The sequence below is a fragment of the Phenylobacterium koreense genome (assembly GCF_040545335.1).
Taxonomy (GTDB): domain Bacteria; phylum Pseudomonadota; class Alphaproteobacteria; order Caulobacterales; family Caulobacteraceae; genus Phenylobacterium; species Phenylobacterium koreense.
In genome coordinates this window covers 464,358-483,616 of the sequence record NZ_JBEPLU010000001.1, presented here as the reverse complement: position 1 = coordinate 483,616, position 19,259 = coordinate 464,358, and the positions used below count along the sequence as shown (strand labels likewise).

At 67.7% G+C, this 19,259-nt stretch carries 14 protein-coding genes; 7 read left to right on the top strand and 7 right to left on the bottom strand.

What is annotated here, in order from left to right:
- The first annotated feature begins 138 nt into the window (after positions 1–138).
- Complete coding sequence (locus tag ABID41_RS02355) at positions 139–639, top strand: GNAT family N-acetyltransferase (protein ID WP_331932353.1); 501 nt, start codon at positions 139–141, stop codon at positions 637–639.
- A 9-nt stretch (positions 640–648) separates the two neighbouring features.
- Here the strand turns inward: ABID41_RS02355 and ABID41_RS02350 are convergent, their stop codons facing one another.
- Positions 649–1,254, bottom strand: a complete 606-nt coding sequence (locus ABID41_RS02350) for an FMN-dependent NADH-azoreductase (RefSeq protein WP_331932354.1) — start codon at positions 1,252–1,254, stop codon at positions 649–651.
- A 109-nt stretch (positions 1,255–1,363) separates the two neighbouring features.
- Here ABID41_RS02350 and ABID41_RS02345 point away from each other — a divergent pair, with 109 nt between their 5' ends.
- Positions 1,364–2,296 (top strand): LysR family transcriptional regulator, encoded by a 933-nt coding sequence (locus ABID41_RS02345; protein WP_331932355.1) that lies wholly within the window; start codon positions 1,364–1,366, stop codon positions 2,294–2,296.
- 118 nt (positions 2,297–2,414) lie between these two features.
- Here ABID41_RS02345 and ABID41_RS02340 read toward each other — a convergent pair whose 3' ends face one another.
- The 5 genes from ABID41_RS02340 to ABID41_RS02320 all read right to left on the bottom strand — a co-directional run bounded on the left by ABID41_RS02340 (position 2,415) and on the right by ABID41_RS02320 (position 14,304).
- The gene (locus tag ABID41_RS02340) at positions 2,415–5,285 is read right to left on the bottom strand and encodes a TonB-dependent receptor (RefSeq protein ID WP_354297124.1); all 2,871 of its coding nucleotides are present in this window, start codon (positions 5,283–5,285) and stop codon (positions 2,415–2,417) included.
- Positions 5,286–5,762: 477 nt separating this feature from the next.
- On the bottom strand, positions 5,763–8,672 hold the full coding sequence (locus ABID41_RS02335; protein WP_331932357.1) for a TonB-dependent receptor: 2,910 nt from the start codon (positions 8,670–8,672) through the stop codon (positions 5,763–5,765).
- A 393-nt stretch (positions 8,673–9,065) separates the two neighbouring features.
- A complete protein-coding gene (locus tag ABID41_RS02330) occupies positions 9,066–9,743 on the bottom strand; it encodes a ParA family protein (protein ID WP_331932358.1) in 678 nt (225 codons plus the stop codon).
- 337 nt (positions 9,744–10,080) lie between these two features.
- Entirely contained in the window at positions 10,081–10,659 is a 579-nt protein-coding gene (locus ABID41_RS02325) for a hypothetical protein (RefSeq protein WP_354297123.1), read from the bottom strand.
- A gap of 21 nt (positions 10,660–10,680) precedes the next feature.
- Positions 10,681–14,304, bottom strand: a complete 3,624-nt coding sequence (locus tag ABID41_RS02320) for a hydantoinase B/oxoprolinase family protein (protein ID WP_354297122.1) — start codon at positions 14,302–14,304, stop codon at positions 10,681–10,683.
- A gap of 72 nt (positions 14,305–14,376) precedes the next feature.
- On the opposite strand from ABID41_RS02320, the gene ABID41_RS02315 reads away from it, so the two are divergent.
- The 5 genes from ABID41_RS02315 to ABID41_RS02295 all read left to right on the top strand — a co-directional run bounded on the left by ABID41_RS02315 (position 14,377) and on the right by ABID41_RS02295 (position 17,959).
- A complete protein-coding gene (locus tag ABID41_RS02315; RefSeq protein WP_331930013.1) occupies positions 14,377–15,072 on the top strand; it encodes a DnaJ family molecular chaperone in 696 nt (231 codons plus the stop codon).
- 103 nt (positions 15,073–15,175) lie between these two features.
- Positions 15,176–15,466: a hypothetical protein gene (locus ABID41_RS02310; protein ID WP_331930011.1), complete on the top strand. Its 291-nt coding sequence runs from the start codon at positions 15,176–15,178 to the stop codon at positions 15,464–15,466.
- A gap of 171 nt (positions 15,467–15,637) precedes the next feature.
- Complete coding sequence (locus tag ABID41_RS02305) at positions 15,638–15,925, top strand: putative quinol monooxygenase (protein ID WP_331930009.1); 288 nt, start codon at positions 15,638–15,640, stop codon at positions 15,923–15,925.
- 85 nt (positions 15,926–16,010) lie between these two features.
- Entirely contained in the window at positions 16,011–17,195 is a 1,185-nt protein-coding gene (locus ABID41_RS02300) for an OprO/OprP family phosphate-selective porin (RefSeq protein WP_331930007.1), read from the top strand.
- A gap of 125 nt (positions 17,196–17,320) precedes the next feature.
- Positions 17,321–17,959 (top strand): DUF6655 family protein, encoded by a 639-nt coding sequence (locus tag ABID41_RS02295; RefSeq protein WP_331930005.1) that lies wholly within the window; start codon positions 17,321–17,323, stop codon positions 17,957–17,959.
- A gap of 4 nt (positions 17,960–17,963) precedes the next feature.
- On the opposite strand, the gene ABID41_RS02290 is transcribed toward ABID41_RS02295, so the two are convergent.
- Positions 17,964–19,241 (bottom strand): cytochrome P450, encoded by a 1,278-nt coding sequence (locus ABID41_RS02290; RefSeq protein WP_331930003.1) that lies wholly within the window; start codon positions 19,239–19,241, stop codon positions 17,964–17,966.
- Between the last annotated feature and the right edge of the window lie 18 nt (positions 19,242–19,259).

The window sequence follows — 19,259 nt, the reverse complement described above, 5'->3', positions numbered from 1 at the left end:
TCTATGTAGAACGCGTCGATCGCATCTGCGACCCGTATGGAGCCTTCCCGACCCTTGAAAGCCTGACGCCGCCTGCGCCCACCCGCTTTCTGCATTCCCGGCCGCCGACGCGGCCGAGGCTCCTTCACGGACGAATCCATGATCCAGATCAGACCTGCGCGCCCCGTCGAGATCGGCCGCGTGCGCGACATCGAACGCATGTCCGCCACGCGTTTTCTCGGAACCGACCTGGCCTCCATCGCCGATGACGAGCCCACCGACGCCGACACCCTGGCGCGCCGCATCGCCGAGGGCGGCCTGCTGGTCGCCGAGGAGGCGGGCGTTCCCGTCGCCTTCGTGATGTTCCGCGAGGTCGAGAGTTGCGCCTATGTGGAGCAGATCGACGTCCTGCCGTCCCATGCCGGCCGCGCCATCGGCGCTGGCCTGCTGGACGTCGTCTCGGCCCTGGCCCGCGATCGGGGATTCCTCGCGCTCACGCTCTCGACCTTCCGCGAGGTTCCGTTCAACGCCCCCTACTATCGCCGGCTGGGCTTTGTGGAGGTGTCGGACCTTACCCCGGCCATGGCCGACATCCGCCGCGAACACGAAGCGCGCGGCCTCGATGAGACCGCGCGCCTGTTCATGCGACGGGACGTGTAGGGGAAGCGGTCAGGCCGGCAGCTTGGCCAGTTCCGCCCGGCTGTCGGCCACCGCCTGCTCGCGGAACTCTGGCCCGAAGCCGATCTTCTCGGCCCGGATGAAGGTCACGTCGGTCATGCCGGCGAAGCCTAGCAACTGGCGCAGATAGGGCTCCTGGAAATCCGCCGCCTGGCCGGGGCCTTCGCTGTAGAGGCCGCCGCGGCTCTCGACCACGATCACCCGCTTGCCGGTCAGCAGGCCTTCGGGGCCGGCCTCCGAGTAGCGGAAGGTCACGCCGGGGCGCAGGATGTGGTCGAACCAGGCCCGCAGCGTCGTCGGGATGCTGAAATTGTACATCGGCGCGCCGATCACCACGGTGTCGGCGGCGCGGAGTTCGGCGATCAGCTCGTCCGAGAGCCGGCGTGCTTCCTCTTCGGCCGGGGTCGAGGCCGTGGCGCGAACGCCGGCCACCGTGCTCGGCAGCAGGTGCGGCAGCGGATCGGCGGCCAGGTCGCGGAACACGACCTTGGCGTTCGGATCGCGTTGGGTCAGTTCGGTGACGGCGTCGGCGACCAGCAGGCGCGAAACCGAGGCTTCGCCGCTGACGCTGCTGTTGAGAACCAGAATGTTGGACATGCCACCCTCCAGGACGTTGAATGAATTCGACGCCGCACAGATGTGGCCTTCGGTTCTGCAACAGTAGCCCTATATTTCGCACTAGATTGTTGCATCCTGGGGAACTGTCGTGCTGGACCTTGAAGATATCCGCGCCTTCGTCGAGGTGGCCGAGGCAGGGGGCTTCGGCCGGGCCGGCCAGCGGCTGAAACTCTCGAAATCCATGGTCAGCCGGCGGGTCTCGCGCCTGGAGGCCGAACTCGGCGCCCAGCTCCTCAGCCGCACGACGCGCGGAGTCGCGGTCACCGAGGCGGGCATGGAGTTCAAGGTCCGCGCCGACAAGGTGCTGGCCGAGCTGGAGGCCGCGCGCGACGACCTCGTCCAGCGCGGCGAGGAGATCGTCGGATCCCTGCGGGTCTCCGCACCGCTGTCCTTCGGCATGACCCATCTGGCTCCGGTGATGGCCGAACTCGCCGCCCGCCATCCGAAGCTGCAGATCGACGCTTCCTACAGCGACCGTTACGTCGATCTGATCGGCGAGCGCTACGACGTGGCCCTGCGGATCGGCTCACTGCCCGACTCCAGCCTCGTGGCCCGGAGGATCGCGCCTATCCGCGTGGCGGTGGTCGCCAGTCCGGCCTGGCTGGAAAAGAACGGCGCGCCGGCGCGGCCGGAAGACCTGGAACGCTGCGAGGCGATCACCCAGGCCAACGAGGTCTGGCGCTTCCAGGAGGGCCGCAAGACCATCACCGTGCGACCCGAGGGACGTTTCCGGGCGGACGCCGGGCCAGCCATCCTCGCCGCCGCCGTCGCGGGCCTCGGGGTCACGGCCCTGCCGACCTTCCTCGTCGGCCCAGCCATCGAACGCGGCGAGGTGGTCCCGCTGCTGCTGGACTATCCGATGCCCGAGGCCGGCCTCTTCGTGGTGCGGCCGCCCCCCGCCAACCACATGCCGGCCAAGGTCAAGGCGCTGACGGACCTGCTGCTGGAACGCTTCGGCGGCGAGCCGGTCTGGGACGTCTGCGCGCGTCACCATGCGGAGCCGGGCCAGGCCGCCGCCTGACCGCGCAGGCTGTCGGGCGCCATCCCAATCGTCGTCCTCGGCCGCGCGAGCGCGCCGGCAAAAAAAGAGGGCGGCTCAAACGAGCCGCCCAGTATTAGTTCTCGAGGGGGAAGAACCTCTAGAACTTCTTGATGACGTTCAGCTTGTAGTACCGGCCCAGCGGGTTCGCGGTAAACGGGTCGTAGCTGAGGTCAAGACGGGCGAACGGCGGCTCTTCGTCGAACACGTTGATCACCGACAGCGACAGGGTCGTGTCCCAGGGCAGCATGACGCGGTAGGCCAGGTCATGGGTGACGAACGCGCCGATCTTCAGGCCGTTCTGGTTGGTGGCGAAGGTCGAGGTGCCGCCGCGGGTGTCGATCATGTCGTCGACGTAGCGGACGGTCCAACGCACGTTGTGGTCGCCGCGGTTGTATTCGGCGAAGGCGCTGCCCTTCCACTGCGGCTGTGAGCCGTAGCCGAGGTAGTCCATCGTGCCGACATAGTCGGTCTTCGGCGCAACGACGATGCCTTCGATCATGGCCTCGTCGACCTCGTATTCGAGCACGTAGGTCATGTCGACGCCGAAGTTCATGTCGCCGCCGAAGACGTCACGCGCCGTGTAGCTGGCCGAGAAGTCGATGCCGCTCGTGTCCACGTCCGGGCTGTTGATGTAGTTGATGCGGACGCGGTTGATGTTGGTCGCCGAGCACGTGCCGGTGAAGCTGATCCGCGACACCAGGGCGGCGTAGGACGGATCGTTGCAGTGGTTCGGCTGGCCGGCCGGGAACACCGCGTTGACGATGTCCGAACCGCCTTCGTTGTCGATCGGGCCCTTGAAGGCGAACTTCCAGTAGTCGACCGAAGCGCGGAAGTCGCCGAACTCGAACAGGGCGCCCAGGTTGAGGGTGTCGGCCTTTTCCGGACGCAGGTTCGGGTTGCCCCACAGGTCGTAGGCCTTATAGCCGCCGGCCGCGGTGGTGTAGGCGAGGCTGGTGGTCGCGGTGTTGGCGATCTGGGTCTGCGGCGGAGCGCGGAAGGTCGAGCCCGCCGAAGCGCGCAGGGCCAGCCAGTCGGTGGCTTGCCACTTCAGGGCGACCTTCGGGTTGGTGGTCGAACCGATGTTGCCGCCGTAGTCCTCGTAGCGGACCGCCAGGGTGCCGGTCAGCGTGTCGGTGAACGGCATCTGCAGTTCGACGAAGGCCGCGCCGACCGAGTAGTCGAGGTCGTAGTCGGCCAGGGCGCCGAAGAAGCTGAACGGGCCGTTCTGGGCCGAGCAGGTCGCACCCGAGATGACCGACGAGTCCGCGCAGGGGCTGACCGCGATGTTGGTGAAGTCGTTGTTGGTGCGCTCGATGCCGCTCCAGCGGTATTGGCCGCCGGCGGCCCAGGCCAGCGGGCCCGCGCCGAAGTCGATCGCGCCGACTTCGCCGTTGAACACCAGGTCGGCGGTGAACATCTGCGAGCGGATCTTGTAGGCGTATTCGTCGAAGATGTAGTCCAGCACTTCGAGGCTGTTGGCCGTCGAAGAGACGTAGCCCGGGTTGGTCCGGCCATCCAGGACGTTGCCGGCGATGCCGGTCGAGAACGGGTTGAACCACAGGCAGCCGTTCTGGCCGGGCGTGTTGCCGGTGCAGTTGTCGCCGCCCAGGCCGCGCATGGCCATCTGCAGCTTGCCGACCAGGACGTCCGGCGTGGCGATGTCGCTGCTGCTGTCCATGTAGGTCAGGGCCGCGTCCCAACCGATGCCGCCGGCGAAGTCGAACTTGCCCTTCAGGCCGGCCGAGATGCGGTAGGTTTCGAAGGCGCGCTTGTCTTCCTTGCCCTTGCCGCCGAACAGCGGGTTGCCGCCCACGCCCAGCGGACGCCACGACACGGTGGTGAAGGCGCCGTTGGCCGCCTGGGCCGCCGAGATCTGGCCAGCGGCGACCAGCGCCTGCAGGCCGGGGTTCTCGCCCGGGATGAAGAAGCCGTTCGGCTGACCGACGGTGGTCAGGGCCGAGCTCGGGAAGTTGTTCGGGGAGTAGGACGGCGAGGAGTTCTCGGCCGAGACCACGTGGCCGGAGTACAGCGCTTCGGCGTGGAACTTGGTGTTGTCGGTCAGATCGACGTTGATCTCGCCGTAGAGCTGCCAGTGATCTTCATCTTCGACCAGGTTGTCGAAGCCGATGTACTGGAACTGGCAGCCGCTGGTGCTGACCGGGCCACTGATCGCGGCGCAGGCCGGATCGAGGAAGCGGGTCGTGAAGGCCGTGCCCGGCGCGCTGCGGGTCAGGTAGAGGCCCGGGTTGCCGAAGGTCGACCAGCCGCCTTGCGGGTTCTCGTTGAACGGACGCACCGCGTAGTCGCGGTCCATCGCCGACAGTTCGGAGCGGCGGCGATAGCCGGCCGTCAGCAGGATGTCGGCGTTGTCGCCCTGCCAGCCATAGGCGGCGTTGACGTTGTAGTCGCCGTCCGAACCGTCGATCAGCGAGTAGCCGGCCGAGACTTCCAGGCCGTTCAGGTTCTTGCGGGTGATGAAGTTCACGACGCCCGCGACCGCGTCGGAGCCGTAGGTGGCGGCCGCGCCGTCCTTCAGCACTTCGACCCGGCCGATGGCGGCGCTGGGGATCATGTTGGTGTCGACGTAGATCGAGCCGGGCGAGATCGCCATGCGGCGGCCGTTCATCAGCACCAGGGTGCGTTCCGAGCCCAGGCCGCGAAGGTTGACGCTGCCCGCGCCGGTCGTCTGGCCGGCGCCGAACTGGTTGGATTCGCCGGCGACGCCCTGAACGGCGGGGATGGACTTGATCAGGTCGACCGTGCTCGGCGAACCCTGCTTCTGCATTTCGTCCTGACCGATGACATTGACCGGCAGGGCCGCGTTCTCGGGCGTGCCGGCAATGAACGAGCCGGTGACGACCACTTCCTGCACTTCCGCGGCCTCTTGGGCCTGCGCAGCGCCAGCGAAACCGAGAGCGGCGGCGACCGCGATGGATGAAGCGCCAGTCAAGTATCTGTTAATCAACATTCCTACCCCTAATGTATAACTGCGTTCTTGATGTAATCGCCGTGGCGTTGGCGGCGAAAAGTGCAGTCTAGAACTGTCCGCACAAGCGAAAATTTGCGGGGGTAGGGCCAAGGGCGATCTCAACCCGCGTGAGGAGTCCCTCAAATATCTGACAGCTATGTCGAATGTACGATGTAAGCATACCGCCGATTCGAAAATTTCACTGGTTTTGCTATATTTTTCCGTGCCGAGAATTTATCGGCTATGTCAAAAATGGCGCCTGGGAGGTGGTGTTGCTCACGCGCCACGGCCGCCGGAAAATAGAATTATAGGGTTCGGTATGAGCGCTGGCGCCTGTTTCTGCGACGGCAAATCCCGAATCCCTAGGATCGGCGCCGCCTCTGAAGGGCCATCATGTTTTTCAGTTTAGGGTAGGCAAAAAGAAAGGGCGGCTCCGAAGAGCCGCCCCCAGTCGTAATGCTCGATAGAGAAGAAGTTCTAGAACTTCTTCGTCACGCCGACCTTGTAGTACCGGCCGAGCGGGTTGGCGGTGAACGGGTCGTAGCTGAGGTCGAGACGCGCGAACGGCGGCTCTTCGTCGAACACGTTGATCACCGAGGCGGTCAGCGTCGTGTCCCAGGGCAGGAAGACGCGGTAGGCCAGGTCGTGGGTGACGAAGGCGCCGATCTTCAGGCCCTTCTGGTTGGTCGCGAAGGTCGCCGGCGAGGTCACGCCGCGGGTGTCGATCATGTCGTCGACATAGCGGATGGTCCAACGCAGGTTGTGGTCGCCGCGGGTGTATTCGGCGAAGGCGCTGCCCTTCCACTGCGGCTGCGAGCCGTAGCCGAGGTAGTCCATCGTGCCGACCAGGTCGCGTTCCGCAGCCGTCGTGACGCCTTCGATCTGGGTCGGGTCGACCTTGAATTCGAAGACGTAGGTCAGTTCGGCGCCGAAGGCCATGTCGCCGCCGAGCACGTCGCGGGCGCGATAGTTCGCCGCGAAGTCCAGGCCGCTGGTCTGGATGTCCGGACCGTTGACGTAGAATTGCTTCACGCGGTTGATGCCCGTCGCGTTGCAGACGCCGCCGTCGAAGCTGATCCGCGAAACCAGGCCGGCATAGGCCGGATCGGCGCAGCGGTTGGCTCCAGCGGCGCCGTTGTTGAAGACCGTGTTGACGATCTGGCTGCCGCTTTCGGCCGCGATCGGACCCTTGAAGTTGAAGCGCCAGTAGTCGATCGACGCGGTGAAATCGCCGAAGTCGAACAGGGCGCCGACGTTGAAGGTGTCGGCCTTTTCCGGCTTCAGGTCCGGGTTGCCCCACAGGTCATAGGCGCGATAGCCGCCGGCGACCGAGGTGTAGGACAGGTTGGTGACCGGGACGTTGGCGATCTGGGTCTGCGGCGGAGCGCGGAAGGTCGAGCCGGCCGAGGCGCGGAACGCCAGCCAGTCGAGCGCTTGCCACTTCAGGGCGACCTTCGGGTTGGTGGTCGAACCGATGTTGCCGCCGTAGTCCTCGTAGCGGACCGCGAAGGTGCCGGTCAGCGTATCGGTGAACGGCATCTGCAGTTCGGCGAAGGCCGCGCCGACCGAATAGTCGAGGTCGTAGTCGCCGGTCGCGCCGAAGAAGCTGAACGGACCGTTCTGGGCCGCGCAGGTCGAGCCCGGGATCACCGACGAGTCGGAGCAGGGGCTGACGGCGATGTTGGAGTCGTTGTTGTTGTGACGCTCCACGCCGCTCCAGCGGTATTGGCCGCCGGCGGCCCAGGCCAGCGGGCCCGCGCCGAAGTCGATCGCATCGACCTTGCCGTTGAACACCAGGTCGGCGCTCAGCATCTGCGACCGCATCTTGTAGGCGTATTCGCCGAAGATGTAGTCGAGCACTTCACGGCTGTTGGCCGTCGAGGCGACGAAGCCCGGGTTGGTCCGGCCGTCCAGGACGTTGCTGGCGACGCCCGTCGAGAACGGGTTGAACCACAGGCAGCCGTTCTGGCCGGCGGTGGCGCCGGTGCAGCTATCGCCGCCGAAGCCCATCAGAGCCCGCTGCAGCTTGCCCACCAGGATGTCCGGCGTGGCGATCTCCGCATTGGAGTCCATGTAGGTGACGGCCGCATCCCAGCCGATGCCGCCGGCGAAGTCGAACTCGCCCTTCAGGCCGGCCGACACGCGGTAGGTGTCGAAGTAGCGACGGTCGTGCTTGGAGCCGCCGCCGAACAGGTCGTTGCCGCCCACGCCCAGCGGACGCCAGGCGATCGAGGTGAACAGGCCGTTGGCGCCGGCCGCGGCGGCCAGGGCGCTCTGGCTGGCCGGAATCTGGCCGAGCAGGGCCTGAAGGCCCGGGTTGTTGGCCGGGATGTAGAAGCCGTTGTTGCGGCCCGCGATGCCGGTCAGGGCCGAGGTCGGGTAGTTGTTCGGCGGATAGGACGGCGAGGAGTGCTCGGTCGCCACTTCGTGGCCGGCGTACAGGGCTTCGACGTGGAACTTGGTGTTCTCGGTCAGGTCGACATTGACCTCGCCGTAGATCTGCCAGTGGTCTTCGTCTTCGATCAGGTTGTTGAAGCCGATGAACTGGAACTGGCAGCCCGAGGCGTTGAGCGGGCCGGAGATGGTGTTGCAGGCCGGGTCGACCAGGGTGCCGGTGGCGCCCGGACGGAAGGTCCCGTCGGCGCTGGTCTGATAGACGCCGGGGTTGCCGAAGGCCGACCAGCCGCCTTGCGGGTTGTCGGTCAGCGAGCGGATCGCGAAGTCGCGCTCGGTCACCGGCAGCTCAGTGCGCTTGCGGTAGCCCGCGGTCAGCAGCACGTCGGCGCGGTCGCCCTGCCAGCCATAGGCCGCGCTGAGCGAGTAGTCGCCGTTGGACCCGTCGATGTACGAGTAGTTGCCCTGGACCTCGAGGCCGTTGAGGTTCTTGCGGGTGATGAAGTTCACCACGCCGCCGACGGCGTCCGAGCCGTAGGTCGCGGCCGCGCCGTCCTTCAGCACTTCCACGCGGCCGATCGCGGCCGTGGGGATCAGGTTGGTGTCGACATAGATCGCGCCGGGCGAGATCGCCATGCGGCGGCCGTTCATCAGCACCAGGGTGCGGTGGGCGCCCAGGCCGCGCAGGTTCACGTTGCCGGAACCGGTCGATTGGGCCGCGGCGTACTGGTTGGCTTCACCCAGGACGCCGGAGACGGCCGGGATGGACTTCAGCAGATCGACCGTGCTCGGCGAGCCCTGCTTCTGCATTTCGTCTTGCCCGATGACGTTGACCGGCATGGCTGCGGTCTCGGGCGTACCGGCGATGAAAGAGCCGGTGACGACGACTTCGGTCACTTCCGCAGTGTCGTCTTGGGCATTGGCCGGGGCCGCTAGGCCCAGGGTCGCCAGGAGCGCGAGGGAGGAGGCTCCGGCGAGAAATCTACAATGCATGCGTTTCCCCTAAATATAACTGCGGTATCCGTCGAATAACGGAGCGCAGAGAAAGGGCAGAGAGCCGTAGAGGGCCGGCAACGCAAGTCTCATTTCCAAGAGCAAAAGAAAAACGCTGGTATTTCGACGAAATGCCGAACAAATTTCGCTGTTAGCTTTTGATGTCCCGTCAAATACATACCGCCGCTTCGAAATCGACGGGAAAATCCCTATAAAAATCAATGAGTGTTTTTGCGGCCCACGCCGATTTGGCGGCTGCGTTCAGAAGTGTATCTTTCCGGACACAATCGCCGCCAAACGGATAAAACAGCGTTACCCACTGGTTTACGTCGCGTCTTTGGGGAGATTTCGGCGAATCCCGCACGTTTGCCGCGCGTGGCGGAGTCTAGAATTTCAAGCGGCGGTAGGTTTGACGACCAGCTCGAGGATCGCGGCCAGATAGGCGTCGGCATTGGCCCTCGCCGCGGCCACGCCGCTCACGCCGCTGCGTTCCAGCTCGTCGAAACCGCCGCCGATGGCGAACAGGGTCCGGAACGCTTCCTTCTCGATCAGCGGGGTCGGCAGGATCTCGATCTCGCTGGACCGCAGTTGCTCGACCACGTCCTTCAGCGACCGTGGCCGCAGGGCGGCCGGCACGCGGGTCAGCAGGCAGCGATGGGGCAGGGGGCGTCCGGCTCGCCGCCCGAACTGGGCCACCATCTCGGCGGCCTTGATCGCCTGGATGGCCTCGAGCTGCGAGGCCGCCAGCGGGGTGACCACCAGGTCCAGCCGCATGGTCGTGAAGGCCATGGCCCCGCGGATCGAGCCCTCGGTGTCGAGGATCAGCCAGTCCGGCTGCTTTCGCTGGGCCTCGCGCAGCGCATCGCGCATGTCCTCCAGCGTCGGCGCCGGGTGGACGCTCACCTTGTCGGGACGGCCGGGCAGCGAGGCCCAGTGCACCAGCGGCTTGTTGGGATCGGAATCGATCATCGCCACGCGCGCGCCCAGCCGGCTCAGGCCAAGCGCCAGCAACAGCGCGGCGGTGGTCTTCCCGGCCCCGCCCTTCGGATTGACAAAAGCGACAGTCGGCAAGCCGATCTTCTTCTCGTTGTTACGCCCCGGATGCGCACGTAAACCATAGTTATCCGGAGGCGAACTATCGAGCGCTCTTTAGGCGCGAGTTTGGCGCCCCAAGATGCTCCCGCGTTGGGCGAGCTCCCGGCGAAGCCGGTCGAGAGGCCTCCCCGTCAGCGCCACTGAAACTCAGCCTTCGTCGTGGCCGGGCCGGCAGGTCCGAGGATCGCCGGGAAACGCTGATGCGCATGAATCCCCGGCGCCTTCACGCGGCCGGCGTGACGATCCGGGAAAGATCAGGGTAGCTGGAGCTGGGCCGTATGTGACTGCCGTCCCAGCGGGGGTCTGGTTTCCCCTAGTTCCCCGGCGCGTCCGTCGTGATCGCCACCTCGGCGGTGGGATCGAAGGCCGCGCCCATCAGCTTGGCGTTCTTCTCGAGCCGCTGGGCCGTCGGTCCGCAGCGGACCGGCAGCGACCAGCTCATCCACTCCTGGGCGATCCGCGCGTCGGAGAGGCTGGCGGCGCCGGCCCAGGTGGCGCGGCCCCGCTGGATCGCGGCCGCCCCGATCGGCGCCAGCGGGCGCGGGCTGGCCTTCTCGGCCGCATCGATGGCCCGCTCGAACAGCTTCAGGTCCTTGCGTCCCTGCTTGTCGATGTCGGCATAGATCTTCATGTCCTCGGCCAGCGACCGGCCCGGCGCCCGCCAGGTGGTCTCGATCCGGGTCACCTCCGGCATCACCCGGTCGTGCAGCTCCAGGTAGCCGGTCAGCGCGCCGTGGCAGAAGGCCACCAGCCCATAATCGTCGCGCGGCGCGCCGGGCGGCCAGGGCAGCTCCTGGGCCGCCGGCGCCGGCTCCGGCCCGGTCGAGGGCGAAGCGGCGGACGCCGCGGGATCCTGGGCCAGGAGGGCGAGGGCGAAGAGCATTCCGGACATGGTACCTCGAAGTGGGTGGGATCAGCCGCGGGCCCCGAACCCGCCGCCTCCGGGCGTCTCGATCTCGATGACGTCGCCGGCGGACACCTTAAGCGAAAAGCAACCTGATAGTTCCTTTACCGCGCCTGAGGCCGCGATCAAACGTTGCGCGCCCGGCAGGGCCGCCCCGCCGCCCGCCAGCCCCTGCGGCGCATGTTCGCGCCGGGTCGATAGCAGGGCCGCGTCCATCGGCGCCAGGAAGCGGATGCGCCGCAGCGCCCCGTCGCCCCCCGGCTGCAGGCCGCCGCCGCCCGATCCCCTTCGCCGGGCGAAGGTTTCCACCCGCACCGGAAAGCGGCGCTCCAGGATCTCCGGGTCGGTCAGGCGCGAATTGGTCATGTGCGTATGGACCGCGCTGGCGCCGGGCTGACTCGCCGTCGCGCCGGCCCCGCCGCAGATGGTCTCGTAGTACTGCCGCTGCTCGTCGCCGAAGGTGAAGTTGTTCATCGAGCCCTGGGCGTTCGCCATCACACCCAGCGCCGCGTAGAGCGCGTCGACCACGTGCTGGCTGGTCTCGACATTGCCGGCCACCACCGCCGCCGGGAACCGCGGCGCCAGCATGGAGCCCTCGCGGGTCAGGATCTTCAGCGGCTCCAGGCAGCCGGCGTTCAGCGGAATGTCGTCGTCCACCAGGCTGCGGAACACATAGAGCGCCGCCGCATCGACGATGGCGGAAGGCGCGTTGAAGTTCGAGGTGAGCTGGTCGGCCGACTCGCGGAAGTCCAGGACCGCCTCGCCGGCCGCCGCATCCACGACGGTGCGCACCACGATCTCCCCGCCGCCGTCCATCGGAACCCGCGCCATCCCGTCGGCCAGCTTGCCGACCGCCCGCCGGACGGAGGCCGCCGCATTGGCCTGGACGAAGCCCATATAGGCCGCCACCGCCTCGCCGCCGTAGGTCTCGATCATCGTCTTCACCGCCGCGCCCCCGGCCTGGCAGGCGGCGATCTGCGCCTTCAGGTCCGCCAGGTTCCGGTCCGGCGCCCGCGCCGGATAGCACCCGGCGCCCAGCGCCTCGCGCACCGCCGCCTCGAGGAAGACGCCATCCTTCATGATCGGCAGGGCGTCCAGCAGCACGCCCTCTTCTTCCAGGGTGTGCGAAAAGGGCGGCATGGAGCCGGGCTGTATCCCGCCGACGTCGGCGTGGTGCCCGCGAGCGGCGACGTAGAACGCCGGCCTCGGCCCCTCGACGAACACCGGCATGGCCACGGTGATGTCCGGCAGGTGCGTCCCGCCCGCATAGGGGTTGTTCAGGGCAAAGGCGTCGCCTGGTGAAATGTCGGCATGGCGGTCGCGGACTGCGCGCACGCTGGCGCCCATGGAGCCGAGGTGCACCGGCATGTGCGGCGCGTTGGCGACCAGGCCGCCGTCCACGTCAAAGAGCGCGCAGGAAAAATCCAGCCGCTCCTTGATGTTCACCGAATGCGCCGTGCGCTCCAGCGCCGCCCCCATGGCCTCGGCCACGCCCATGAAACGTTTGTTGAACAGCTCCAGGGTGATCGGGTCGGCCCTGTCCAGCGCCAGCCTGGCGCTGCGCGCCGCACCCGCCCGGTTCAGGACGATCATCCCGTCGGGGCCGCGGCTCGCCGTCCAGCCGGGCGAGACCGCGATCTGGGTGTCGGGGCGGACGATCAGGGCCGGGCCTTCGACCCTGCTCACCTCCCCCGCCGCCACCACCGGCCCCTCCACCCAGCCCCCGTGGAAGAACATCCGCGCCGTCTCTTCTCCTTCGCCCTCGCCAGGCGGGACAGGCCGCGAAGCGGCCAGGGTGGGGGACTGCCGGGCCGTCTCGTCGCCACGCGCCGATCCGCCCTCCCTAGGAGAGGGAGGAAGAGCCTGTGTTCCGCCGCTCACCGCTTCGGCCTCGACCGAGGCGATGACGATGGGCAGCGCCGCTTCGATGAAGCCGAACAGCCGCTTGTGGCCCGCCTCGAAGCTCGCCTTGACCTCGGCCAAGCCGTCGAAGGCGACCGGCAGTTCGGCGTCCGCCCCTTCGTATCGCAGCCGCAGGGTCAGCCGGACCTCGTCCGCGCTCGCCCCCTGGTCGGCCAGGGCCGCCACCGCGGCGGCCTTGGCCTCGGCGGCGGCGTCCCGCGCCCGGGCCAGGCCCGTCGCATCCAGCCGCGCTTCCAGGCCGACCTGTCGCAGGCTCGCCAGTTCGGCCTGCCCGATCCCCCAGGCCGACAGCACGCTGCCGTGCCGCGGGCAGATCACCTGCGTCGGCCCCAACGCCTGGGCCACCTCGCAGGCCACCTGGCCGGCCGCGCCGCCGAAAGCCGTCAGGGCGTGGTCGCGCGGATCGAAGCCGCGCTCGGTCGAAATCCGGTCGGTGGCGCGGGCCATCTGTTCGACGGCGATGGCCACGAAGCCCTCGGCGGCGGCCTCTACGCTGGTCGCACCCATGGCGTCCGCCAGGTCGGCGATGGCGGCTCGCGCCGCCGCGACGTCGAGCGGAGCGTCGGCGTTCGGGCCGAAGATCGGCGGAAAGAATCGCGGGTCGAGCCGGCCAAGCACGAGGTTGGCGTCGGTCACCGTCGCAGGCCCGCCGCGTCCGTAGGCTGCCGGGCCTGGATTGGCCCCGGCGCTCTGCGGTCCCACCCGCGCCCGCAGCCCGTCGAACGCCAGGATCGACCCGCCGCCGGCGGCCACCGTCTCCACGTCCAGCATCGGGCTGCGCAGCTTCACCCCGGCGATGCGGGCGTTGTCGCGCCGTTCCAGCAGGCCTGCATAGCGGCAGACGTCGGTCGAGGTGCCGCCCATGTCGAAGCCCAGGGCCTGGCTCTCCCCGGCGATCTGCGCGGTGCGGGCGACCCCGACCACCCCGCCGGCCGGCCCCGACACCACCGCGTCGCGGCCGCGGAACGCCTCGGCCTTCACCAGCGCCCCGGCCGAGGTCATGAAGAACAGCGGCGCGCCGGCCACCGCACCCGCCACCTTGTCGACATAGGCCTGCAGGACCGGCGTCAGGTAGGCGTCGGCCACCGTCGTCTCGGCCCGCGGCGTGAAGCGGGGCAGGGGCGAGACCTCGTGCGACAGGGCGACGAATTCGAAGCCTGCGGCCCGCGCGGCTTCTCCCGCCGCCAGCTCGTGGCCCGGATTGAGGTCGGCGTGCAGGAAGGCGATGGCGGCCGAGGCGAACCCGTCTTTCCGTGCGGCCGCCAGCCTGGACTTCAGGTCGTCCAGGTCGAGTGGGCGCACGACCTCCCCGTCGGCCCCCAGCCGCTCGCGCGCCTCAAGGACACCGGAGTAGAGCGGCTCTGGCCGGACGATGTTGAGCGCGAAGAGATCGGGCCGCGCCTGGTCGCCGATCACCAGGGCGTCGGCGAAGCCCTCGGTGGTGACAAGCAGCGTCCTGGCGCCCGCGCGCTCCAGCAGCGCGTTGGTCGCCACCGTCGTGCCCATCTTGATCGCTGCGACCCGCTGGGCGGGAAACGGCGCGCCCGGCGGCGTCTTCAGCACCCGGCGCATGGCCTCGACGGCGGCGTCCTCATAGGCGGGAGAGGCGGACAGCAGCTTCAAGGATCGCTCGTCACCCTGGTCGGACCTTGCGATCACGTCGGTGAAGGTGCCGCCGCGATCGATCCAGAAGCTCCAGAGTCTGTCCAAACCGTAACCTTCCGTGGGGTCATTGCACATTGTCAGGGGCCGCTCGCCGCCTTACAGCTTCCGATTACTCCCATGAGCTTCTGGCGCAACATTGCTGGGCTCGCAGTCCGTAAGCCCGATGCGGGTGACTGCGCTGACTGTCCCGCCACCCGGCCGGGAGAGGACCCCGCCTTTTCCACCGCGGTCACCGCCCTCGGCGCCAAGCTCGCAAAGGCCGATGGCCGGGCCAGCGTCGGCGAGTTCGACGCCTTCGCCCAGGTCTTCCAGCCCGACGCCGCCTCCGAGCGCAATGTTCATCGGCTGTACGAACTGGCGCGGCAGACGACCCGCGGCTTCGAGAGCTACGCCCGGCGCCTGGCCAAGCGCTACGCCCGTTGCCCGACCCTGCTGGAAGACGTGCTCGACGGCCTCTTTCACATCGCCGCGGCCGACGGCGTCGTCAGCGCCGACGAGCTGGACTACCTGGAGCAGGTCAGCGACCTCTTCGGCCTCTCACCCTTGGTCTTCCGCCGCCTCAAGGCGGTGCACCTCGGTATCGGCGCCGACGATCCCTACGGCATTCTCGCCGTGCCCCACGACGCGCCGGACGACACCGTCCGCGCAGCCTGGAAGTCGATGCTCTCCGAAGCCCACCCCGACCGCGCCCGCGCCCGGGGATTGCCGACCGAGTTCATCGACATCGCCGAGGCCAAGTCCGCCGCGATCAACGCCGCGTTCAACGACATCATGCGCGAGCGCAAGGCCATGGCGCTGGCGGGCGCGGCATGATGACGCCACTTTGTCGTGTTTCTGTCGGTTTGCGTTGACGGCCGGGATCGCCCGGCCAAATTATTCGTTTTAGCCGTTACAAGCGGCGCCCTTGAGGAAGCTGATGGTTCGGGAATTCGCCAGGAAGCACGGTTCGGCGCTTCGCGGTTTCGCGGCGGTCGGTGGCGCGCTCGCCACCCTCGCGGCGATCGTCGTCGGGGCTGTTCTGGCGGTCTTCTTCGCGGCGACCGTCGTCGTGATCGCGGTGATGGCCTCGGCCCTGTTGGCGCTCGGCGGACTCGCGCTTCGGGCCAAGCGTTCCCGCGCCCACACCGACGACGGCGTGATCGAGGCCCGTCACCTGGGCGGCCACCACTGGGTGGCTTATGGGTGGAACGAACGTCAGGGCCGCTAACCTGCCGATAGGCCTCCCCGCCGTTTCATAAGTCCTTGATTTGCCGACATCGATCGGCGCCTTCCTGCGCGGATTGTGAACAAAACCTGCCGATAGGCCGCTCATCGGCAGCTTGTCGCCGCATGCCGGCGCCTCTAGGTTCGCCTTTCAAACAACTGTTGGGAGGACAGCATGATCGGCGTGGTCGCGACCTTGAAGGTCCAGGACGGCAAGCAATCTGAATTCGAGGCGATCTTCGCGGATCTCACCAAGCAGGTCCGGGCGAACGAGCCGGGCAACCTGGCCTACCAATTGACCAAGAGCCGCACGGACCCGACGGTCTACAAGGTGCTCGAGCTTTACAAGGACGAAGCCGCCCTGAAGGCTCACGGCGGCAGCGACTACTTCAAGGCCGCCGGCGCCAAGATGGGCCCCTGCATGGGCGGCCGTCCCGAGATCGAATACCTCGACGGCGTCTGAGACGATTTTCCTGTTGTGGAGGCCTGCCCGGTCTGCGTCTTGAAGGCGCGAGATCGGGGAGGCTTTCATTTTCAAGGCAGGGGTATTGTGCGCGGTCGCCGGAGGGCTGGCGGTCGCGTGGGCGGGCCCGGCGGGGGCGCAGGCTCTTTCCTGGGATAGCGGCGAACTGGTCAGCCAGGACGGCGGCTTCGCCATCCGCCCCAAGGGACGGCTGGTGCTGGACGGCTATTCCACGACCGGTTCGGCCCATGACGCCCGCAACGCCTCGGGGCGCGAGTGGCGGACCTTGCGGGCTGGTCTGGCGGGCCGGTCCGGAAAGCACTTGATCTACAACGTTGAAGCGGACTTCCAGGGCGGCGAAACGGTTCTGCGGAGCACCTACCTCGTCTGGCGCGACGAGTGGGACGGCCGGGAGCTCGAATTTACCCTGGGCAACCGCCTGAGCGAACGCGGCCTCGAAGGCTCGTCCAGCTCGGAGGGAACCGCCTTCATGGAGCGTAACAGCGTCGCCCTGGCGGCTGCGCCGGTGAAGGGGTTCTACGGCTGGGGCGGCATCGCCAAGATCTACGGCGCGGGATGGCATCTGGCCGGCGAAGTGGCCGGCGAGGATCCCGCCAACCGCGAGGCGACTCGCGACACGACCACCTATCTCCTGCGCGGCCACTGGAACCCGGTGAGGTCGGAGACCGGCTTGGTCCACCTGGGCGCCTGGGCCTTCTACGAGGACCTGGGCGAGCGCAAGTCTCTGTCCCGGAACACGAACTGGGCCGGGCATTTCAACGATCAGGTTCAGGTTGCTCTCGGCGCGATCGCCGATCCCGTACACGGCCAGGGCTACGGCCTGGAACTGGGCGGCGTGCGCGGGCGCGGCTGGTCCTTCGTCGAGGCCGGCCGCCGCGAGATCGACGCCCGCTCCCTGCATGCGGACGTGGACGCCTGGTCGCTCTCAGCCGGCTGGTCGCTGACCGGCGAGCCAAGCGCCTACTCCTCGCGCAGCGGAACCTTCGTGAAGACGGCCCCCGCCAGGCCGGTGTCGAAAGGCGGCTTCGGCGGCTGGGATGTTGCGATCCGCTATCAGGTGCTCGACAACACCGATGCGCCCCTGGGCGGCCTCGGACGCGAGGCTGAGGTCGGGGTGAACTGGCGGCTCGAGCAATGGATGCGGCTGATGGTCGACCTGAGCCACTGGGAAGTCGAGCGTCCCGACGGCCCCTATGCAGGGGCGGACCGGGGCGACAGCCTGGCCGGGCGTCTGCAACTGACCTTCTGACACCGGCAGGTTTTCAGCGCAGAGTCGTGGCGGCGCACCCTAAAGCTGCCGCGAACGCGCTATAGGCGGCGCGGGCGGCGCAACTGGCCGCGTGGAGTGTGTAGGCGTACGGACGGAGCGTAACCATGGTCGCAATTTTCCGGTGGTCTTCAGCCCTGAGCGGGCTGCTTGCGGGCGCCTTCCTGCTGAGCGGCTGCGCCACGCCGGTCGAGACGCGGCCGGGCCGCACGGCCACCGAACAGCTTCTGGTTTCGCATGCCGCCGAACGGGCGGCCAAGCAGCTCACCCTGCCGATCCCGGCCGGCGCCAGCGTGTTCCTCGACACCGCCAACTTCCGCGGCGAGGGCGCCGACTATGCCCAGAGCGCGATTCGCGAGGGTCTGGTGTCGCGCGGCGCGCGCCTCTCACCCACTCGCGAGGGCGCCGACATCATCGTCGAGATCCGCATGGGCGTGCTCTCGATCGACCAGATCAGCCGCGTGCTCGGCATTCCTTCGATCCAAGTGCCGATCTCGCCGCAATGGACGGTGGTCACCATCCCCGAACTGTCGATCTACAGCCGCAACGACCGCAGCGGCGTGGCCGAGTTCTCGGCCTTCGCCTACGAGCGGAAGTCCGGCAAGCCGATCGCCGTCGAGGTCCGCGCCTCCGGAACCACCACCATGCGCAGCCACAAGCTGATGATGGTCCTGCCCTGGGGCCAGCAGGAGGTGCGCCCCGGCGACAGCGCCCTGGACTCCGAGCCCTGGTGGAAGCTCTGGTAGGCCTCTAGAGCCGCTGCGGGATCACTACCGGCAGGTTTTCGTAGCCCTTCACGAAGGAGGAGAGCACCCGGCGCGGCTCGCCCTGCACCTCGATGGTCGGGAAGCGGGGCAGGATCTCTTCCCAGAGGATCTTGAGCTGCAGTTCGGCCAGCCGGTTGCCCACGCAGCGGTGGATGCCGAAGCCGAAGGACAGGTGCTGCCGGGGCCTTTCGCGGTCGATGATGTAGGCGTTCGGGTTCTCGATCACCTCGTCGTCGCGGTTGCCCGAGACGTACCACATGATGATCTTCTCGCCCTTCTTCATGGCCTTGCCGCCCAGCTCGAAGTCCTGGGTCAGCGTACGCCGCATGTGGGCCAGCGGCGTCTGCCAGCGGATCGTCTCCGACACCATCGAGGGGATCAGCTCCGGGTTCTTGTAGAGCTTTTCCCGCTGGTCGGGGTTTTGGTGCAGGGCCAGGACCGAGCCGCTCATGGTGTTGCGGGTGGTGTCGTTGCCCCCGACGATCAGCAGGATCAGGTTACCCAGGTACTCCATCCGGTCCATGTTCCGGGTGGCCTCGCCATGGGCCAGCATGGAGATCAGGTCGCCCTTGGGCTCGGCGTTGACCCGCTCGTTCCAGAGCCGCGTGAAGTAGTCCACGCATTCGAACAGCTCGACCTTGCGCTCCTGTTCGGCGATCTCGGGATCGGTGGAACTGAAGAGGCCGGACTCGGGGCCGGCGGTCGCCACGTCGGACCAGCGGGTCAGCTTGCGGCGCTCCTCCCACGGGAAGTCGAAGAGCGTCGCCAGCATCTGGGTGGTGAGCTCGATCGACACCTTGTCCACCCAGTCGAACTCCTCGCCGATCGGCAGGGCGTCCAGGGTCCGCTGGATGCGTCCGCGGATGACCGGTTCAAGCAGGTGGAGATTGGCCGGGGAGACGATGGGGCTGACGGTCTTGCGCTGCAGATCGTGCTTGGGCGGGTCCATCGCGATGAACATCGGCAGCGGGAAATCGTCCTTCGGATCGAAGATCGTGATCGCCGGCTCGGACGAGAACACCGCGTGATTGGTGTCGACCGCCATGATGTCGTTGTACTTGGTCACTGACCAATAGGGGCCTTCCTCGTGCAGGCCCTCCTTGTGGTAGTGGACCGGGTCCTCCTTCCGCAGCCGCTCGAAGTAGGGCCACATGGTGTCGGTCCGAAAGAGTTCCGGATCGGCCACGTTCATCTCGTCGAGTGGCATCGAATAAGCTCGCGCGCGAGCCTCCGCCTTCAGGTCGACTGCGCCGTCGCTCATCTCGCTTCCTCCGGCTGA